The organism is Streptomyces sp. SAS_281, from assembly GCF_052542855.1.
Window position 1 is genome coordinate 54,917 of the sequence record NZ_JBMNDO010000012.1, and the last position, 16,589, is coordinate 71,505.

Here is a 16,589-nt window from a genome sequence, read left to right on the forward strand (position 1 = left end):
CTAGCTTTCCCGCGGGCTCGGGCGCCACTCCAGCATCATGATCGTGGCGTCGTCGTTCAGCCGGTCGTGCTGGTACTCGCGGATGGAGTGGATGAGCTGCCGCAGGGCCTCCGACGCGGGCTCCCCGGCGGCCGTGGCGCGGATGACCGAGGCCGTGAAGCGGTTCAGGCCGAACTGGGTGCCGTCCGCCATGCGGGCCTCGGTCACCCCGTCCGTGTACAGCAGGACCCGGTCGCCGGGGAGCAGGGGCACCTCGTGGACCACCCGTTCCGCCGCGGCGAGCACGCCCGGGGTGCCCAGGGGCGGTTCGCTGGGGCGGTCGAGGGCGTTGTCCAGGACGCGGTGCTCGCGGATCAGCAGCGGCGGAGGGTGGCCGCAGTTGATCCAGCTCATGATGCCGCTGGACATGTCCAGTTGCAGGGCGATGCCGGTGCTGAACTGGTCGGGGAGCCATTCGGCCAGCACGTCGTCCACCGTCCTGACGAGCTCCCGCAGCCCCGACCCCTTGCGCCGGGCGCTGCGGCAGCCGGCCATCGCGATCGCACTGGTCATCCCGGACGCCAGGTTGTGGCCCATCGCGTCGAGGATGACCGCGTGCAGCGTCGACTCCGTCAGCGAGTGGTCGAAGGCGTCGCCGCCCAGTTCGTACGCCGGTTCCAGCACCGCCGTGGACAGCGCCCGGTCCTCGCCGACCGCGCGCGGCGGCAGCAGGTTCCGCACCATCTCGGCGGGCAGTGTCATCGTCTCCGTACGGGCCCGCTGCACGAACCGGTCGCTGAACGCGCGTTTCGAGGTGATCGCCATGGCCAGGACGGACGCCAGACTCGCGCAGCGTTCCAGCAGTGTCCTGTCCAGCGAGTCCACTTCGACGCCGATCACCCCCAGCCGCTCCACCCCGTCCACCAGCGGCAGCCAGGCGATCAGCGTCTCGGTGTCCGTCGTCTCGACGCGCAGCGCCAGCGAGCGGAAGGCCGAACCGGCGAGGGAAGCGTCCACGTGGAGCCGCGGTTCGCCCGAGAGCGGGGAGAGACACTGCTGCTGGAGGTCGACGATGCAGATCTCCACCCGGCGCAGTCCCAGCAGACCGGCGTACCGGTTCATGAGAGCCGGCAGATCGGTCGGCGCGGTGGCATGCACATCCGCCAGAAGCCCGTGCAGGAGACGCTCGCCGTCACTGGTGGGGGAGTGTGTCATGGGGGTATCACCCGTCCGGCAGATGTGCGCGCACCGAAGAAATGCCATACGAAAAAGTGAGGGTCGGCCGGGAAAATCCCGGCCGACCCTCACTTTATGTGCCGCTGCGACGTATCGCCCGGTCAGATCTACCAGCGATACCAGCGGCCCCGCTTTCCACCGCCGCCCGCCGGGCGGACGACGAAACCGAGCAGCCACACCACGAGTACGGCGATGGCTATCCACCACAGGGCCTTCAGGGCGAAACCCGCCCCGAAGAGAATGAGCGCAAGCAGAAGAACCAGAATCACGGGAACCATGGGTATCAACCTCCTGAGCATCGGATGCCCCGGCCTTTCCCCGGTATTCCTGGAAAAGTTCCCGACTTTCCCGGGGAAGAACGGGAAAGAGACTCCGGACCCGGTGGTGACGGGCGCACACCGTGCGGACCTTCCATAGTGGGAGGGCGCCGGAACACCCGGGCCGAGCGATCCCACACCGTGAGGAGCCTTCCGATGACCCGAGCACTCGCGCTCGTCTGCACCCTTTCCCCGTCGCCCAAGCCGTCCAGCAGTCAGCTGCTGGCCGACCAGATCATGGCCGAACTCGCCGGTCTGGGTGTGAAGGGGGAGACGGTGCGGATCGCCGACCACGACGTACGGCCCGGGATCGCCCAGGACATGGGCGACGGGGACGAGTGGCCCCGGCTGCGCGAGAAGGTGATGGCGGCGGACATCCTGCTGCTGGCCACCCCGATCTGGCTCGGGCACCCGGCGAGCCTCTGCCAGCGCGTACTGGAACGGCTGAACGCCGACATCTCCGAGACCGACCAAGAGGGCAGGCAGTTGCCGTACGGCAAGGTGGGCATGGTGGCCGTCGTCGGCAACGAGGACGGCGCCCACAAGGTGAGCGCCGACCTCTTCCAGGGACTCAACGACCTGGGCTTCACCCTCGCCCCCGGTGCGGTGAGCTACTGGGTCGGCGAGGCCATGCACGGCACCGACTACCGGGACCTGGAGGAGACACCCGAAGCCGTCAGGTCCACCACCCACCAGATGGCCCTCAACGCCGCGCACCTCGCCCGGGTCCTCATCGACTCGCCCTACCCCCCGCGCTGACACCTCCTTCCACGGGCCGCGTCGCCGCAGGCGTCGGCGGACGGAACCACCACGACTTTTCTCGCACGCGTGTGTGGAACGCATGGCTCCGGGTAGTCGCAGCTTCGCGTATGCGTAAGCAGTCGCTGCCGACGGAAGGGAATGATCGCCATGTCGACATCCGTATCTGCGCAGGTGCCGGGGACCACGACAGGTGCGCCGGCCGAACTCCCGGAGATCGCCGACCCGCTGAAGGTCGCGCCCAAGGACGCCCGGGCGCTCAGCAAGCTGTTCTTCGACCGGTTGCAGACCCTCGAAGAGGGCACGGCGGAGTACCAGTACGCCCGCAACACGCTCATCGAGATGAACCTCACCCTGGTGCACTTCGCCGCGGCCCGGTACCGCAATCGCGGCAACGGCCAGATGGAGGACATCATCCAGGTGGGGACCATCGGCCTGATCAAGGCCATCGACCGCTTCGAGCTCAGCAGGGAAGTCGAATTCACCTCATTCGCCATTCCCTACATCGTCGGTGAGATCAAGCGCTTCTTCCGGGACACCACCTGGTCCGTCCATGTGCCCCGGCGCCTCCAGGAACTCCGGGTCACCCTCGCCAAGGCCAAGGAGGAACTGGCCACCTCCCTCGGCAGGGAGGCCACCGTCGCCGAACTCGCCGAACGCCTCGGCATCAGCGAGGAAGACGTCATCGAGGGCCTGGTCGCCTCGAACGGCTACACCGCGCACTCGCTGGACGTCCCCCTCGACGGGGCGGAGTCCGACAGCCCGAGCGGGGTCAGCCGCACCCACGCCGACATCACCGGTGAATGCGACCCGGGGATCGAACTGGTCGAGAACCTGCACGCCCTCGCGCCCCTGCTGGAGACGCTGGACGAACGGGAACGCGCCATCGTCGAGATGCGCTTCGGCCAGGAGATGACGCAGTCCCAGATAGGTGAACGCCTCGGTCTCTCCCAGATGCACGTCTCACGGCTGATCGCCCGCATCCTGCGCAGGCTCCGCGAAGGCATCCTCACCGAGGACTGAGACCTGTCACGGGTCAGCCGCGGCTGCCTCACCGGACGCGCGAGGTGGACGTCTCGTCCTCGTCCTCGTCGTCGGCACCCGGCACATGGACATCGGTGACGTTGATGTTGATCTCGACCACCTCGAGACCGGTCATCGTCTCGACGGCGTCCGTGACGTCGGTACGCAGGCTGCGCGCGGTGTCCAGGATGGGGGCGCCGTACTCCACGACGATGTCGACGTCGATGGCGGTCTGCTTCTCGCCGACCTCCACCTTGACGCCCCGCCCCGGGTCACTGGAGCGGGAGACCTTGTCCTTGACGGCGCCGAGCGCGCGGGAAGGGCCCTTGCCGACGGAATACACCCCGTCGGTCTCCCGTACCGCGATACCGGCGATGGCCGAGACCACGTTGTCCGCGATGGTCGTCGTTCCTCGTGTGCCGCCCGCCGCGCCGCCTTCCAGCCTGGTGCCGCCGACGCTTTCGTTGGTCGCCATGAGTTCCTCACACGGAAAGAGCTGGGGTGGGATGAGGGGCTGCCGGCGGAAGCCGATCCGCCCCGCCTCCCACTCTCCTCCGGCTCCCGCGCCCCCGCCATTCGGGTGATCGCCGCGCCCGGGGAAACCCCGGCCGGCTCAGTCGCGAGGCAGCAGCGTCCCCAGCGGCCCGAGGTCGAGATTCAGATCCTCGGGCCGCACCCCGTGCTGCTCGCACAACTCCGTCATCCGCTGCTCCAGGAGCATCAGCGTCGTGCCGATCTCCTCGGTCTGCTCCTCCGTGAGGTCACCCTCGTCGATTCTCCGGATCGCCTGGCGCTCCATCAGCTGGCGCAGCAGCTCCACCACGGTGAGCACCAGCGTGACGAGGTCCTGGCCCACCTTGCCGGAGTCCAGCTCGACCCGCGCGTCCGTCACAACGGTCCTCCGTCCGCCCAGGGCGCCGGCACCCGCTCGCTGACCGATGACAGCAGCGCGTGCAGCGACAGGCGTACCAGAGGCACATCGGCGATCGCGATGACCAGGTCCCCGCTGATGACCACCCCGGTCGCGAGCACCCGGTCGAGCAGATCGACCAGGGGCACCCCGATCGGCCCGTTCAGCGGCTCCGGCTCGTCCCACGGCACGATGGCGCGCTCCACGGCTACACCTCCCCGACGAAGGAGTACGGGACCCAGGGTCCCGACAGCTCGACGTGCGCCCCGGTCCGCTCGCGGAGGCTCCGCGCCAGCCGCGCCAGCTCCACCGCCCGGTCCTCGGCCACCAGATACGTCGCGTTGAGCACCTGGGTGCGCCGCTCGTCCGGCACCCGGGGGCCGTGGAAGGGCAGCCTGCGCGAGGCGGTGGCCAGACCGCTCACGTCCGCGTCCACCGCCTCGGCGATCCGCAGCCCGTCCGTCCGGTGCCGTTCGCGCCGGTCCCGCAGGGTCCGCTTCCGGTCGAGATACGCCCGGCCGGCCCCGGGCGCGGGCCGCTCCGGGGCGGCCTCGGCCGCCCCCCTGGCCGGTGCGTCGGCCACGTACACCTTGACGCCCCACTCGGAGTGGTGCGCCGTGCGCTCCAGCGCGGCGTGGAAGCGCCCCGCCTCCTTGTCCAGCGCGGCCCGGGCCCGCTCCTCGTCGTGGTAGAGCGTGGCCAGCGGGAGCGGAACCGTCGGGTGTCGGGCGGCCATCGCGCACACCACCTCGTGATGGGCCCGTGCATACCGTTCGAGTTCGGGCTCGTCGGCGAGCCGGGCCTGCCACGCCTCGTCGGTGAAGTCCGCCGCCCGCACGGTCTGGACGACCGCGGTGAGCGCCGGGCCCAGGGGCAGGGCGCGTACGGGGCTTTCCCGGGTGACGCCCGCCGGACCCCTGAGGTCCGGCTGCTCCCCGGTGCGGCACACCGCGTAGACGTAGACGGCACGGGCATCCGCGGACGAGCGGGTGTCCTCGGTCATGTGCGGGGGTCTCCTCGGGTCAGTTCCTCGGCTGTGACGACTGCGCGGGCTCGGACTCCTGTGACTCAAGGGCGTCGAGGCGGGCCCGCAGCTCCCGGTTCTCGTCCTGCAGCGCGTTGCGCGCCGCGTGCGAACTGAGCGCGGGATCGGTCTCCCACCAGTCGATCCCGGCCTTCTTCGCCGTGTCGACGGAGGCGACGAACAGGCGGAGCCGGATGGTGAGCAGCTCGATGTCCAGGAGATCGATCTTGATGTCGCCTGCGATGACGATGCCCTTGTCCAGGACGCGTTCGAGGATGTCGGCGAGGTTGGTCGTGTGCGGACCCGCGGGCGCGTAGGCGGCGTCCTGCCGGAAGTCGAGATCAGTCACGACGCGACCTCCGCGCACGCCGCCTGCTCGGGGCGGGCTCCTCTTCCTCCTCGTCGTCCTCCACCTCTTCCTCTTCCTCCTCCGGTTCCTCCTCCGGTTCCTCGTCGTCCTCCCACTCGTCCTCGTCCTCGTCGTCCTCGTCGTCCTCGTCGTCCTCCCCGTCCTCCTGGGCTTCCTCCTCGTCCTCTCCCTCGTCCTCGCCTTCGGCCTCGTAGTCCTCGTCCTCCGGCTGCTCCTCGTCGCCCTCGGACTCCTCCTCCTCCTCGGCCACCGCGTCCTCGTGGGAGACGACGACCTCGCCGTCGCGGATCTCTCCGCGCCAGCCGTCGGGCTCCTCGTCGGTGAGGGTGACGTAGCGCTGGAAGTGCTTGAAGTCCAGGCGGATGCGGCGTCCTTGGACCCGCCAGAGGTTGCCCGTCTTCTCGAAGAAGCCGGACGGGTAGTACTCGACCACCAGCACGATGCGGGTCAGGTTCGGCGCCAGCTCGTGGAAGCTGACGGCGCCGCGCGTCGTGCCCTTGGAGCCCTCCGAGGTCCAGACGATGCGTTCGTCGGGGACCTGTTCCTGGACGGTCGCCTTGAAGCTGCGTGAGGAGGGTCCGATCTTGACCTTCCAGTCGCTCGTGGCCTCGTCCTCCGTCGAGACGTCCTGGACGCCCTTCGCGAAGCTGCTGAACTTGTCGTACTGGGTCCAGTAGTCGTACGCCGTACGCAGCGGTACGCCGACGTCGAGGACTTCCACGATGTTCATCGACTTGCCGCCACCGCTCGACTTGCTCTTCCCCTTGCCGCCGCCGAACGCCTCCTTGGCCTTCTCCGTGACGTTGTCCTTCACGCCCTTGGCCTTCTCCGAGACGAACGACTTCAGCGGCGATTCGCCCTGGAGGACCCGGGAGGCCACGGCGGGCAGGGAGCCGCCGTCCTCCGCGGAATCGGTGAGCTGCTGCGCGACATCCGTCAGCTTGCCGCTCGCCTTGCCCGCGAGATCCTCCATCTTCGCGCTGACGAAGCCCGACAGCTCCTCACGGAGCCGGTCGAGACCCGATCCCCGCGCCCCGGACTCGTCCTGTTCTGTGCTGGCCATGACTCGTTACCTCCGACGGTCGCTGCGCTTGGAAGCGGTCCGCTTGGACGCCGACTTGGACGTCGACGTCTTCTTCGCTGCGGACTTCTTCGCCGGGGCGGTCTTCTTGGCCGCGGCCTTCTTCGCGGGCGCCGACTTCTTCGGCGCCGCCTTCTTGGCCCGGGCCGTCTTCTTCGCGGGTGCCGCCTTCTTCGCCGCGGGCTTCTTGTCCGCGCTCTTCTTGGCCGCGGTCTTCTTGGCGGGTGCCGTCTTCTTGGCCGGGGCCGGCTTCTTCGCGGCCTGCTTCTTCGCCGGGGCCCTCTTGGCGGCTGCCTTCTTGGACGGCGCCTTCTTCGGCGCCGCCTTCTTCGCGGGGGGCTCGGGGGCTTCGCCGTCCTCCTCGTCCTCGTCCCCGTCCTCGAAGTCCTCGCCTTCGCCTTCGCCTTCGCCTTCGCCTTCGTCCTCGTCCTCGGCGTCGTCCTCGTCCCCGGACTCGTCCTCGTCCTCGTACGGTTCCTCTTCGTCCTCCGGTTCCTCTTCGTCCTCCGGTTCCTCTTCGTACGCGTCGTCGTACTCGTCCTCGTACGGCTCGTCGTCGTACTCGCCCTGGTCCTCGTCCTCCTCGCGCCGGCCCTCGGTGAGCCGGGCGGTCCGGTCGCCGATCGCGTCGGCAAGCGAGGACATGCCGCGGTTCGCCGCCGCCGTCACGGCTTTGCGGCCCGCGTCCATGACCTCGCCCCGCAGCTGTTCCTGGAGCTCCGCGACCTGGGGGACGCCGCCGAGGCGGCGCACGCCCTCGGCGGCGAGCTGGCGGGGTTCGAGCCCGAACCTCCGGCCCGCCAGGTACGTCGCGACGGTCAGGGCCATCCGGCCCTTCCTGGTCCGGCCCAGCACGTAGCCGCCGACCACCGCGGCTGCGAGCGCTACCTTGGCCTCGTCATCCATGAGCACGTCACCTTCGATCGTTTGACGTTCGGTCCGCCCGAACGGCGTGCAGCCGGTCGAGCAGCCGCTCCTCTTCCCGCTCGAATTCCTCGATCGTGATGTCTCCGTCCTCCAACTCCTGGTTGAGTACGGCGAGTTGTGTGCGCAGTACGCGTGGGTCGCGCAGCTCACGCTCGGCGGCGTCGTTCAGCTTCTCCGCCACCCACACCACCCCCCGCACAGGCGCGATGGGCAACGTCAGCAGGCCGGTGATGAGGCCCATCTCAGCCACCGCCCACGGGGACCGGCCGGGCCTCGGCGGAGACGAAGCTGTAGCAGGGCAGCGGTCCGGCGAGACGGAGCTCCACATGTCCGCGGTTGTCGCCCGCGAACCGGCGCGCCTCCGCCAGGAACGCGTCACTGGCCTCGCGCTCCACCAGGAACGACACATTGAGCGCGCACCCCGGGACCTCCGGGCCGGACGCCACCGCCCGGGCTCTCGGCGTCAGCTCCCGCAGCACCCGCCGCCCCGCGTCGGCGGCCCGCCGCGCGAGGGAGGCGGCCACCGCCTCGCCCAGCCGCAGACTCGCCTCGTAGCCCGGACGCCGGCGCGCGGCCTCCCGCAGCTTGCGTACGGCGCCGTCCTCGGCGACCAGGTCGGCGAGGGCGTCCTCGGCCGCCAGCGCCTTCACGTTGATCTCGTGGCATCCGACGAGCCGCTTCAGGGCCGCCACATGGCCGTCCTCGCCGGCGGTCAGCTGCCGCTCGACGGTGGCCTGGTCGGGGGCCACCATGCCGAACCGCATGGGCAGCACGGGCCCTTCGTCCATCAGGCGCAGCAGCAGATCCTGATGGGCGAGCAGATCGCGGCGACGCGCCCGGAGGTCCGGGGGAGCGTCGCTGACGACGGCGGCGAGCCGGCCCTGCCGGACGGTCCGCAGACGGGCGGGCGGACCGCCCACACCCCCCTGCCCGTCCGGGAGCGTGATCCCCGCCCGGGTGATCGCGTACACGTACACACCGTCGGCCGTCACCGCTCACGCCTCCGCATGGCGGCGCCGGCTCTCGCTGCCGCGCGCCGGGGCGCGCCGCTTCTTCGGCCGCTCCTCCGGCTCCTCGTCGTCGTCCCCGCCGACCGCCTTGCGCACGGTGTCGCCCACCGACTCGGCGGCCCTGCGTACCTTCCGCTTGCCGATGGACTTGACGGCACCGCCGCCGATCAGCTCCGGAACGGTGGTGCTGCCGGAGTCCCGTTCGAGGTCCAGCCGGTTGCACGCCTCGGCGAACCGCAGATACGTGTCCACGCTCGCGACGACGATGCGCGCGTCTATCTTCAGGATCTCGATGCCGACCAGGGAGACCCTGATGAAGACATCGATCACCATGCCCCGGTCGAGGATCAGCTCCAGGACGTCGTACAGGGTGCCGGCGCGCGGCGGGCAGGCGACGACTTCGTCGGAGTAGGTGGTCGCGGTCATGAAATGTCCTTCCGGCAGGGGAGTGGACGCCGCTCACTCGTCGGCGGCGCCCCGGCGGTACCGGCGGACCCTGCGGTACTCCAGGAGCTCGCCGGACCGGTCGAGCTGCACCTCGTAGGAGGCGAGGAGGCTCGTGGTGTCCGGAATACGGGGCACCTCGAGAACGTCCACGACGACGCACCAGCCGTCGTCGTTGCGCCGGACGGCGGACACGCCCTCCGCATGGTGGTCGATGAGGCCCTCCAGGCTCTGAATGGCAGCGCGGGCCGCGTGTTCAGGGCCCCGTGCGGACGGGGTTCGCCGCGTGGTCGCCGTCTTCGTGGTTCCCGCCTGGGAGCGCCGCTGATCTGCCATGGCACCCAGTCTGCTCACTCCCGCCGCGCCCGCATCTTGGGCGACGGCATCGGAGAGTGCGCCCCGCGGTGGCACGGGGTCATAAGGCGTAGACAGTGTCTACGTCGGCCTGGTAGACACGGTCCATGGATCGAGTGAACCGAGCAGACCGAGCGGACTCCCTGCGGGAACGCCTGATCGACGCGGGTGTCGACCTCGTCATGACCGAGGGCCCCGCGTCGCTCGGCCTCCGCGAGATCGCCCGCCGCGCCGGGGTCTCCCACGGCGCCCCGCGCCGCTATTTCCCGACCCACCACGCCCTGCTCTCCGCCATCGCCCGGCGCGGCTTCACCGAGCTCGCGGCCCGGTTCGAGACGGCGGCCGAAGGGGCCGGGGCACCGCGCGACCAGCTGCGGGGCCTCGCCGACGCCTTCCTGGACTACGCGGGTGAGCACGGCGGCATGTTCGAGCTGATGTTCCGCCACGACCTGCTCGACAGCGAGGTCCATGCGAGTGACGCGGACGCGGACGCGGACGCGGACGCGTCCGCGCCGGACCGGCCGCGCCTGCGCGAGTCGACCCTCCCGCTGTTCGCGCGGCTCGTCGAGCTCGTCACCCGGGACCGCGCCCACCGCACGGAAGGCCGCGACGGACCCTCGTACGACTCCGCCCCGCCGCCGGCCCTGACCGCGGCCGCTCTCTGGACCAACCTGCACGGCATCGCCGTACTCCGGGCGAGCGGCAGCCTCCCCCTGGCCCTTCCCGGCGCCGGTGGGACGACGGCACCGCTCGTCACGGCGGTGCTCGACGCCCACCTCGGCCGGGCGGACGCGTGACCCGCACCGCCGCACGGCCCCGCGCCGCGCTCCTCGCCTCCGTGGCGGGCGCGATGATCGTCGCCCTGGACGGCACCGTGCTGCTCGTCGCCCAGCCGGACCTGCGCGGCGACCTCGGGGCGACCGTCACCGAGGTCCAGTGGACGAGCACCGCCTACCTCCTCGCGGTCGCCGCCCTCCTCGTGATCGCCGGACGGCTCGGGGACCGGTACGGGCACCGGCGGCTGCTGTGCGTCGGGGTGCTCGGCTTCGGCGCCGCGTCGGCCGGGATCGCACTCGCCCAGGGCATCGGCCTCGTGATCGCCCTGCGCGCCGTGCAGGGGGTGTTCGGCGCGCTCCTGCAACCGGCGACGCTCGCCCTGCTCAGGCTCGTCCACCCCGCCGACCGCCTCGGCCGGGCCGTCGCCGTCCGCACCAGCGCGATCGGAGTCGCCGCGGCGGCCGGTCCGGTGCTCGGCGGAGCCCTCGTCACGCACTGGGGCTGGCGCGCCGTCTTCCTGATCAACATCCCGGCCGCCCTGGTCATCGCCGCGCTCACCCTCACCGTGCGGACCCCCGAAGTGCCGCGCGCCGCGCACCGGCGGTTCGACCTCACCTCCGGCGCCCTGCTCGCCGCCGCGCTCGCCGCCCTCGTCCACACCCTGGCCGGCATCCCCGACGAAGGGTGGACCGGCCCCCGGACGGGGCTCGGGCTACTGCTGAGCCTGCTCCTCGCGGCGGCGCTCGTCGCGTACGAACGCCGCAGCGCCCAGCCGGTCGTGCCGCCGGCGGTGACGCGCTCGGTGCCGGTGACGGCCTCGATGGCGCTGCTCCTCACCACCTCCGGCGGCCTGTTCGGCGCGCTGTTCGTCGTCACGTTCCACCTGCAGCAGGGGCTCGGCCTCGATCCCCTCACCACCGGGCTGCGCTGCCTGCCGCTGACCCTCCTCATGATCACCGGAGCGCCCGTGGCCTCGGCCGCGCTCGGGCGCTTCGGGCCGCGCCGCACCGCGATCACCGGTCAGCTGTGCGTCGTCCTGGCCGTGCTGGGCCTCTCCCGCCCGGAGCCCGTGTGGCAGACCGGTCTCGTCCTCGCGGTGCTGGGCGCGGGCTTCACCGCCGTCATGGTCACCGCCACCGGGACCGTCGTCGGGGACGCGCCGCCCGGGTACGCCGGGGTGGTCGGCGGTCTCAAACAGACCGCCATGAACGTGGGCCCCGCCCTCGGCATCGCCGTGGCCGCCGGACTGATGCCGCTCACCCCGCCGGCAGCCGCCGGCCTCCCGGTGACGGACCTTGCCCCGGGCCTGGCGCTGCCCGCGGTGGCGGCGCTCGCCGCGCTGGGTCTGATCCCGGCGTCGTTGCTGCCCCGGCGGTGAGTTCTCGCTCGAACGCCCGCTCGCGTCGTGGGCCTCGGCGACCGCCAGTAGGCTGCCGAAGGATCACGACCCGTGGACGAGGAGCAGAGCGATGGACCTCCGCCTGAGGACGATCAGCCGGGACGAGCACCTGGCGTACGTGGACAGTCTGCCGTCCGCGAGCCACATGCAGGTCCCCTCCTGGGGCGACGTGAAGCCCGACTGGCGGGCGGAGAGCCTCGGCTGGTTCGACGGCTCCGGCCGGATCACCGGCACCGCCCTGGTGCTGTACCGGCCGCTGCCGAAGATCAAGCGCCACCTCGCCTACCTCCCCGAGGGCCCCGTGATCGACTGGTACGACGACGACCTCGGCCGGTGGCTGAACCCGCTCCTGGACCACCTCAGGCGGCAGGGCGCGTTCACCGTGAAGATGGGCCCGCCCGTCGTCGCCCGCCGCTGGGACGCGGCCGCCGTCAAGGAGGCCATCGCCGACCCGTCGGCCCACCGCCTCGGCGAGGTCGCACCCACCGAACAGGACCCCCGCGCCTTCGCGCTGACGGGCCGTCTGCGGGCCATGGGCTGGCAGCGTTCCGGAGGCGACAGCGAGGACGGATTCGCCGCCGGACAGCCGCGCCACGTCTTCCAGCTCCCGCTCGCCGGCCGCTCGTCCGACGACATCCTGACCGGGTTCAACCAGCTGTGGCGCCGCAACATCAAGAAGGCGGACAAGGCCGGCGTCAAGGTCGTCCAGGGCGACTACGCCGACCTGGACACCTTCTACACGCTCTACACCGAGACCGCCGAGCGCGACCGGTTCATCCCCCGCCCCCTGGCGTACTTCCAGCGCATGTGGAAGGCGCTCACCGCCGAGCACCCCGACCGGATGAGGCTCTACCTCGCCGCGCACGACGGCGAGGTGCTGGCCGCCGCCACCATGCTCACCGTCGGCGGGCACGTCTGGTACTCGTACGGGGCGTCCACCAGCCGCAGGCGCGAGGTCCAGCCCAACAACGCCATCCAGTGGCAGATGATCCGCGACGCCTACGCCATGGGCGCGCACGTCTACGACTTCCGGGGCATCACCGACACCCTGGACGAGGGCAACCACCTGCTCGGTCTGCTCCGCTTCAAGGCCGGGACCGGCGGGCAGGCCGCCGAGTACGTCGGCGAGTGGGACTACCCGCTCAACAAGGTGCTGCACAAGGCGTTCAGCCTCTACATGGCGCGGCGGTAGCTCACGCCTCCTCGCCCGGGTCCAGCGCCTCCAGCGGCCGCACCGCCGGGCCCTGGAGCACCGCGCCGTCGACGCCGAAGCGCGAACCGTGGCACGGGCACTCCCACGCCGTCTCCGCCTCGTTGAACGCCACCAGGCACCCCAGATGCGTGCACCGCGCGGAGACCGCCCGCACCGTGCCGTCCGGCTCCCGGTACACCGCGCAGCGACGCCCCTTCACCCGGACCACCGCCCCCGTGCCGGGAGGCACCTGGCTCACCGAGTCCAGGTGGCTGACGCGCAGCCGGTCGCCGACGAAGTGCTTCGCCACCTCCGCCTGCGCCCCCAGCAGCGACCCGGCCTCGCGGACCGCGCTCCCCAGCCGCCGGGGGTCGTACAGCTCCGCCCACGGCAGCGGCGGGACGCCGTCCGCGATGAGCGAGGTCAGCAGCCGGCCGGCGAGCACCCCGCCGGTCATCCCCCACCCGCCGAACCCGGTCGCCACATACGTGTGCCGGGCCCCGATGTGGAACGGCCCGATCAGCGGGACCGTATCGCTGGGGTCGTTGTCCTGCGCCGCCCACCGGTACGCGGTCGGGCCGGCCGCCGGGAACCGCTCGTGCATCCAGGCGTCCAGCCGCCGGAACCGCTCGCCGGGGTCACCGGTGCCCGGAGTGAAGCTCTCCCCGGTCACGATCAGCAGGCGCCGGCCGTCATCGAACGGGGTGGTGCGCACCGAGCGCTTCCCCTCGTCCTCGGTGATGTACATGCCCTTCGGCGCCAGCTCCGCGGGGATGGGCGCGGCGACCACCAGTTCCCGCCGCGGCGAGAGCCGGGCGAACAGCATCGCGCGGTCGAAGACCGGGTAATGCGTCGCGACGACCACGTCCCGGGCCGTCACGCTCCGCCCCGACTCGGTGGTCACCCGGCACGGAGTCCCCTCGGACAGCCCGGTCACCCGACTGCGCTCGAAGACGCGGCCGCCCCGCGCGACCAGATCCCGGGCCAGCGCCAGCAGGTACTTGCGCGGGTGGAACTGGGCCTGACCGTCCGCCCGGACCGCCCCGCCGATCGCGAACGGCAGTTCCGTCTCGGAGACGTACGCGACATCGAGTCCCGCGTCGGCGGCGGCGCGCGCCTCCGCCTCGACCAGGTGCCGGGACTCCGCACCGGCCGCGTAGCTGTACGCGCTCACCCGCTCCAGGTCGCACGCGATCCCCAGCTCCTCCACGATCCCGGCCACCCGGTCCACCGCGTCCAGCTGCGAGGCCGCGTACAGCAGCGTGGCGTCCGTGCCCCGGGTCCGCCGCAGCCGGTCGTACACCAGCGACTGGAGGGCGGACACCTTGGCCGTCGTGTAGCCGGTCACCCCGGAGGCGATGCGGTCCGCTTCCAGGACCACGACGTCGCGCCCCGCCCTGGCCAGCTCCCACGCCGTGCTCAGGCCCGCGATGCCGCCGCCGATCACGACGACGTCCGCATCGGTGTCCGACGCCAGGGGCGGATGCTCGGGTGCGTCGGTGCTGTCCATCCAGAAGGACTCGTCCAGCCCCGGAAGAGGGCGGGGGTGGTTCATCGTCTGCTCTCCCAATCGTTCGAGGCCGGGGTGTCCGCCGGTCATGACGCACACCACGGCCGGAAGGTGCTCTGCGTCATACGGGGGCCGGGGAAGGGCGCAGTACGCTGCACGGCGATCCAGCACCCGAGGGGACGCCCCGATGCCCGCAGACCTTGCCCCGCTCATGGCCGCCACCACCCGGTGGCTGACGCGCGCGTTCCCGGCCGGCGGGGGCCCGCTCACCGGCGCACTGGCCGAGGCCCAGGCCCGCCAGGCCGTCACGGTCGCCACCTGGCTCCGCTACCCGACCGATCTGGACGCCGCGCTCGTGGTCCTGACCGGCCCCGGCGGATCCGGCCGCCTGGACGAGGTCACCGGCGGCCACGGCCGCACGGCGGCCGGCCCCGCGGACTCGGCCTGGCGCAGCTGGGTGGACGAGGTCGTCGCCAGCTGGGCCGCCCATCTGCTCACCGCGCCCGAAGCGGCGAGGGAAGCGGTGAAGGCACTCGACGAGACCGAGCACGGGGTGACCGGACCCGCCGCGTTCCGCCGTCTGACGGAGCCCAGTGCGCACGACCTCGCCGCCACCGCACTGCTGCGCCACCCCGACCTGCTGGAGCCGATAGTCCGCCTCCACCACGCGGACCTGCTCGACCGCCTGCGCCTCGGCCCGGCCCGCGCCTGCTGAGATCCCGCGGGGCGCCGAAGGGCTTCACCCCTTGCCGCGCCCGCTCAGCAGGTCGCGGGCCCGGTCGACCAGACCGGCGCCGGGGCCGAGGACCTTGAGGCCCGTGGGGCTGTCGGGCGCGGAGGGGTGCGGACGCGTCGGAGCGGTCTTCTTCGCCGCGCGCACCTTCTCGCCCAGCTCGTCCAGGGCCTCGGGGGAGACGGCCGCCGCCAGGAGCGGGAACAGCCGGTTCTCCTCGTCGCGCACGTGCTCACTCACCTCGAGCTTCAGCTTCGCCACCAGGTGGTCGAACTGCGGGTCGTCCGCCGGCAGCCCTTCCAGCTCCTTGAGGTGCTGCTCCACCTTCGCGTGGTCCTCTAGCTCCTTGTCGGCCATGTCGTCGCCGTCGTCCACGAACCGCCGCACCGCCGGGTAGAGGTGCATCTCCTCCGCCACGGAGTGCCGGACCAGCTCGATCGTCAGCTCGTCGGCGAGCTTCCTGCGCTGCTCGTCACCGACCGGCTGGGCCTCGATCTTCGCGAACAGTTCATCGACCTCGCGGTGGTCCGTGGTGAGCTCCGCGATCACGTTTCCGCCGTGTCCCATCAGTGCAACCCTCTCCGCTTTGTGTGGTGCGAGCCGAAGTCAGCTCACCGTTCCACAGGGGTACCCCCGAACCTCACCAACACACGGAGCCACGCCCCACTCCGGTCAGGCTGGCGTAACGGCCCGGGCGGGCCCGTCTCAGGGACGTGCGGGTGGCGCGGTGACACCGGAAGCCGGGCCGAGCGGCCATGCCTCGATGTCCCGGTAGCGGATCTGCCCGGTGCCCCGGCCCGCGTCGCTGCCGACCAGATGCAGGCGCTCGGCGGGCCACGGGCCGCCCCGGAACCCGGTGAGCCGCGCGGCGATCTCCCCGGCCGACGTGTGGTCGCCCCGGCGCACCCGGGCGAGGGTCAGATGGGGCCGCAGCGGCCGGTCCTCCAGGGCGATCCCGCAGTCACGGACCACGGCCCGGACGCCGTCGGCCAGCCGGTGCAGCCCGTCGAGGTCGCCGGCGATCCCGCTCCACGCCACCCGCTCGTCGAACGTGCCGCTGCCGTGCAGCGCCAGCCGGGGCGCGGGGTGGGACGCGGCGAGCGCGGCGAGCGGCGGACGCAGCAGCGGAACGGTGTCCACCGGGAGCGCGCCCAGGAACGCGAGGGTGATGTGCCAGTCCTCCACCCGGTTCCACCGCACCTGCGGGTGTGTGCCGTAGACGGGGCGCAGCTCCCGGGTCAGCTCGTCCTTCGCCGGGTCGGGCGGAGCCAGGGCGATGAACACGCGCACGGTCGCGGGCGGGGTCTCTTCGGTCACACGGCATTCGTATCGCATGTGGTGCCGGCCGCTCCCGCCGGGTGGCCGCCGCGCCGCGGTCCGGAATGTCACGCTGGGTGAGGGGAATGGCCATTGATTTCGAATGGGGCGCGCACCCGGCGCACGGGAGCGCGATGAGTTCGGCGCGTGCCTGTGGACGAAGGGGTGTACGCCGGCGGTTATCCGAATGTGCGCGGGTCGTATTTAGTGAAATGCGCACAATCGGG

The 16,589-nt window shown here is 71.7% G+C and carries 22 protein-coding genes; 6 read left to right on the forward strand and 16 right to left on the reverse strand.

The window, feature by feature from the left end; translation table 11 throughout:
- Positions 1 to 1,194 carry a PP2C family protein-serine/threonine phosphatase gene (locus ACN6LM_RS07220; RefSeq protein ID WP_445064424.1) on the reverse strand — a complete coding sequence of 398 codons (1,194 nt, stop codon included), beginning with the start codon at positions 1,192 to 1,194 and terminating at the stop codon, positions 1 to 3.
- A 128-nt stretch (positions 1,195 to 1,322) separates the two neighbouring features.
- Positions 1,323 to 1,493: a hypothetical protein gene (locus ACN6LM_RS07225; RefSeq protein WP_026171501.1), complete on the reverse strand. Its 171-nt coding sequence runs from the start codon at positions 1,491 to 1,493 to the stop codon at positions 1,323 to 1,325.
- Between the two features lie 195 nt (positions 1,494 to 1,688).
- Here ACN6LM_RS07225 and ACN6LM_RS07230 point away from each other — a divergent pair, with 195 nt between their 5' ends.
- Positions 1,689 to 2,291, forward strand: coding sequence for a flavodoxin family protein (locus ACN6LM_RS07230; protein ID WP_445064425.1), 603 nt, complete (start codon positions 1,689 to 1,691; stop codon positions 2,289 to 2,291).
- A 141-nt stretch (positions 2,292 to 2,432) separates the two neighbouring features.
- Positions 2,433 to 3,314 carry an RNA polymerase sigma factor SigF gene (locus ACN6LM_RS07235; RefSeq protein WP_445064426.1) on the forward strand — a complete coding sequence of 294 codons (882 nt, stop codon included), beginning with the start codon at positions 2,433 to 2,435 and terminating at the stop codon, positions 3,312 to 3,314.
- A 28-nt stretch (positions 3,315 to 3,342) separates the two neighbouring features.
- On the opposite strand, the gene ACN6LM_RS07240 is transcribed toward ACN6LM_RS07235, so the two are convergent.
- The 11 genes from ACN6LM_RS07240 to ACN6LM_RS07290 all read right to left on the reverse strand — a co-directional run bounded on the left by ACN6LM_RS07240 (position 3,343) and on the right by ACN6LM_RS07290 (position 9,416).
- The gene (locus ACN6LM_RS07240) at positions 3,343 to 3,789 is read right to left on the reverse strand and encodes an Asp23/Gls24 family envelope stress response protein (RefSeq protein ID WP_445064427.1); all 447 of its coding nucleotides are present in this window, start codon (positions 3,787 to 3,789) and stop codon (positions 3,343 to 3,345) included.
- Positions 3,790 to 3,927: 138 nt separating this feature from the next.
- Complete coding sequence (locus ACN6LM_RS07245) at positions 3,928 to 4,206, reverse strand: gas vesicle protein K (RefSeq protein ID WP_445064428.1); 279 nt, start codon at positions 4,204 to 4,206, stop codon at positions 3,928 to 3,930.
- On the reverse strand, positions 4,203 to 4,430 hold the full coding sequence (locus ACN6LM_RS07250; protein ID WP_445064429.1) for a gas vesicle protein: 228 nt from the start codon (positions 4,428 to 4,430) through the stop codon (positions 4,203 to 4,205). Before ACN6LM_RS07250 ends, ACN6LM_RS07245 begins: the two co-directional genes overlap by 4 nt.
- 2 nt (positions 4,431 to 4,432) lie before the next feature.
- Positions 4,433 to 5,227, reverse strand: a complete 795-nt coding sequence (locus tag ACN6LM_RS07255) for a GvpL/GvpF family gas vesicle protein (protein WP_445064430.1) — start codon at positions 5,225 to 5,227, stop codon at positions 4,433 to 4,435.
- Positions 5,228 to 5,246: 19 nt separating this feature from the next.
- The gene (locus ACN6LM_RS07260) at positions 5,247 to 5,597 is read right to left on the reverse strand and encodes a gas vesicle protein (RefSeq protein ID WP_445064431.1); all 351 of its coding nucleotides are present in this window, start codon (positions 5,595 to 5,597) and stop codon (positions 5,247 to 5,249) included.
- The gene (locus ACN6LM_RS07265; RefSeq protein ID WP_445064432.1) at positions 5,590 to 6,681 is read right to left on the reverse strand and encodes an SRPBCC family protein; all 1,092 of its coding nucleotides are present in this window, start codon (positions 6,679 to 6,681) and stop codon (positions 5,590 to 5,592) included. Before ACN6LM_RS07265 ends, ACN6LM_RS07260 begins: the two co-directional genes overlap by 8 nt.
- Before the next feature lie 6 nt (positions 6,682 to 6,687).
- Entirely contained in the window at positions 6,688 to 7,605 is a 918-nt protein-coding gene (locus ACN6LM_RS07270; RefSeq protein ID WP_445064433.1) for a histone protein, read from the reverse strand.
- Positions 7,606 to 7,612: 7 nt separating this feature from the next.
- The gene (locus ACN6LM_RS07275) at positions 7,613 to 7,867 is read right to left on the reverse strand and encodes a gas vesicle protein GvpG (RefSeq protein WP_445064434.1); all 255 of its coding nucleotides are present in this window, start codon (positions 7,865 to 7,867) and stop codon (positions 7,613 to 7,615) included.
- Between the two features lies 1 nt (position 7,868).
- Positions 7,869 to 8,618, reverse strand: coding sequence for a GvpL/GvpF family gas vesicle protein (locus ACN6LM_RS07280; protein WP_445064435.1), 750 nt, complete (start codon positions 8,616 to 8,618; stop codon positions 7,869 to 7,871).
- A gap of 3 nt (positions 8,619 to 8,621) precedes the next feature.
- Positions 8,622 to 9,062, reverse strand: coding sequence for a gas vesicle structural protein GvpA (locus tag ACN6LM_RS07285; RefSeq protein WP_445064436.1), 441 nt, complete (start codon positions 9,060 to 9,062; stop codon positions 8,622 to 8,624).
- Positions 9,063 to 9,095: 33 nt separating this feature from the next.
- Complete coding sequence (locus ACN6LM_RS07290; RefSeq protein ID WP_445064437.1) at positions 9,096 to 9,416, reverse strand: gas vesicle protein GvpO; 321 nt, start codon at positions 9,414 to 9,416, stop codon at positions 9,096 to 9,098.
- Positions 9,417 to 9,541: 125 nt separating this feature from the next.
- Between ACN6LM_RS07290 and ACN6LM_RS07295 the strand changes: the two genes are divergently transcribed.
- The 3 genes from ACN6LM_RS07295 (at position 9,542) to ACN6LM_RS07305 (ending at position 12,802) form a co-directional block, all read left to right on the forward strand.
- On the forward strand, positions 9,542 to 10,231 hold the full coding sequence (locus ACN6LM_RS07295) for a TetR/AcrR family transcriptional regulator (protein WP_445064438.1): 690 nt from the start codon (positions 9,542 to 9,544) through the stop codon (positions 10,229 to 10,231).
- Positions 10,228 to 11,589 carry an MFS transporter gene (locus tag ACN6LM_RS07300; protein WP_445064439.1) on the forward strand — a complete coding sequence of 454 codons (1,362 nt, stop codon included), beginning with the start codon at positions 10,228 to 10,230 and terminating at the stop codon, positions 11,587 to 11,589. The genes ACN6LM_RS07295 and ACN6LM_RS07300 overlap by 4 nt, the downstream gene beginning before the upstream one ends.
- A gap of 91 nt (positions 11,590 to 11,680) precedes the next feature.
- Positions 11,681 to 12,802: a lipid II:glycine glycyltransferase FemX gene (locus ACN6LM_RS07305; RefSeq protein ID WP_445064440.1), complete on the forward strand. Its 1,122-nt coding sequence runs from the start codon at positions 11,681 to 11,683 to the stop codon at positions 12,800 to 12,802.
- Between the two features lies 1 nt (position 12,803).
- On the opposite strand, the gene ACN6LM_RS07310 is transcribed toward ACN6LM_RS07305, so the two are convergent.
- A complete protein-coding gene (locus ACN6LM_RS07310) occupies positions 12,804 to 14,357 on the reverse strand; it encodes an FAD-dependent oxidoreductase (RefSeq protein WP_445064449.1) in 1,554 nt (517 codons plus the stop codon).
- Between the two features lie 142 nt (positions 14,358 to 14,499).
- On the opposite strand from ACN6LM_RS07310, the gene ACN6LM_RS07315 reads away from it, so the two are divergent.
- On the forward strand, positions 14,500 to 15,027 hold the full coding sequence (locus ACN6LM_RS07315) for a hypothetical protein (RefSeq protein WP_445064441.1): 528 nt from the start codon (positions 14,500 to 14,502) through the stop codon (positions 15,025 to 15,027).
- Between the two features lie 24 nt (positions 15,028 to 15,051).
- Here the strand turns inward: ACN6LM_RS07315 and ACN6LM_RS07320 are convergent, their stop codons facing one another.
- On the reverse strand, positions 15,052 to 15,612 hold the full coding sequence (locus tag ACN6LM_RS07320) for a hemerythrin domain-containing protein (RefSeq protein ID WP_445064442.1): 561 nt from the start codon (positions 15,610 to 15,612) through the stop codon (positions 15,052 to 15,054).
- A 138-nt stretch (positions 15,613 to 15,750) separates the two neighbouring features.
- Positions 15,751 to 16,380, reverse strand: coding sequence for an RNA 2',3'-cyclic phosphodiesterase (gene thpR / locus ACN6LM_RS07325; protein WP_445064443.1), 630 nt, complete (start codon positions 16,378 to 16,380; stop codon positions 15,751 to 15,753).
- Positions 16,381 to 16,589: the final 209 nt, after the last annotated feature.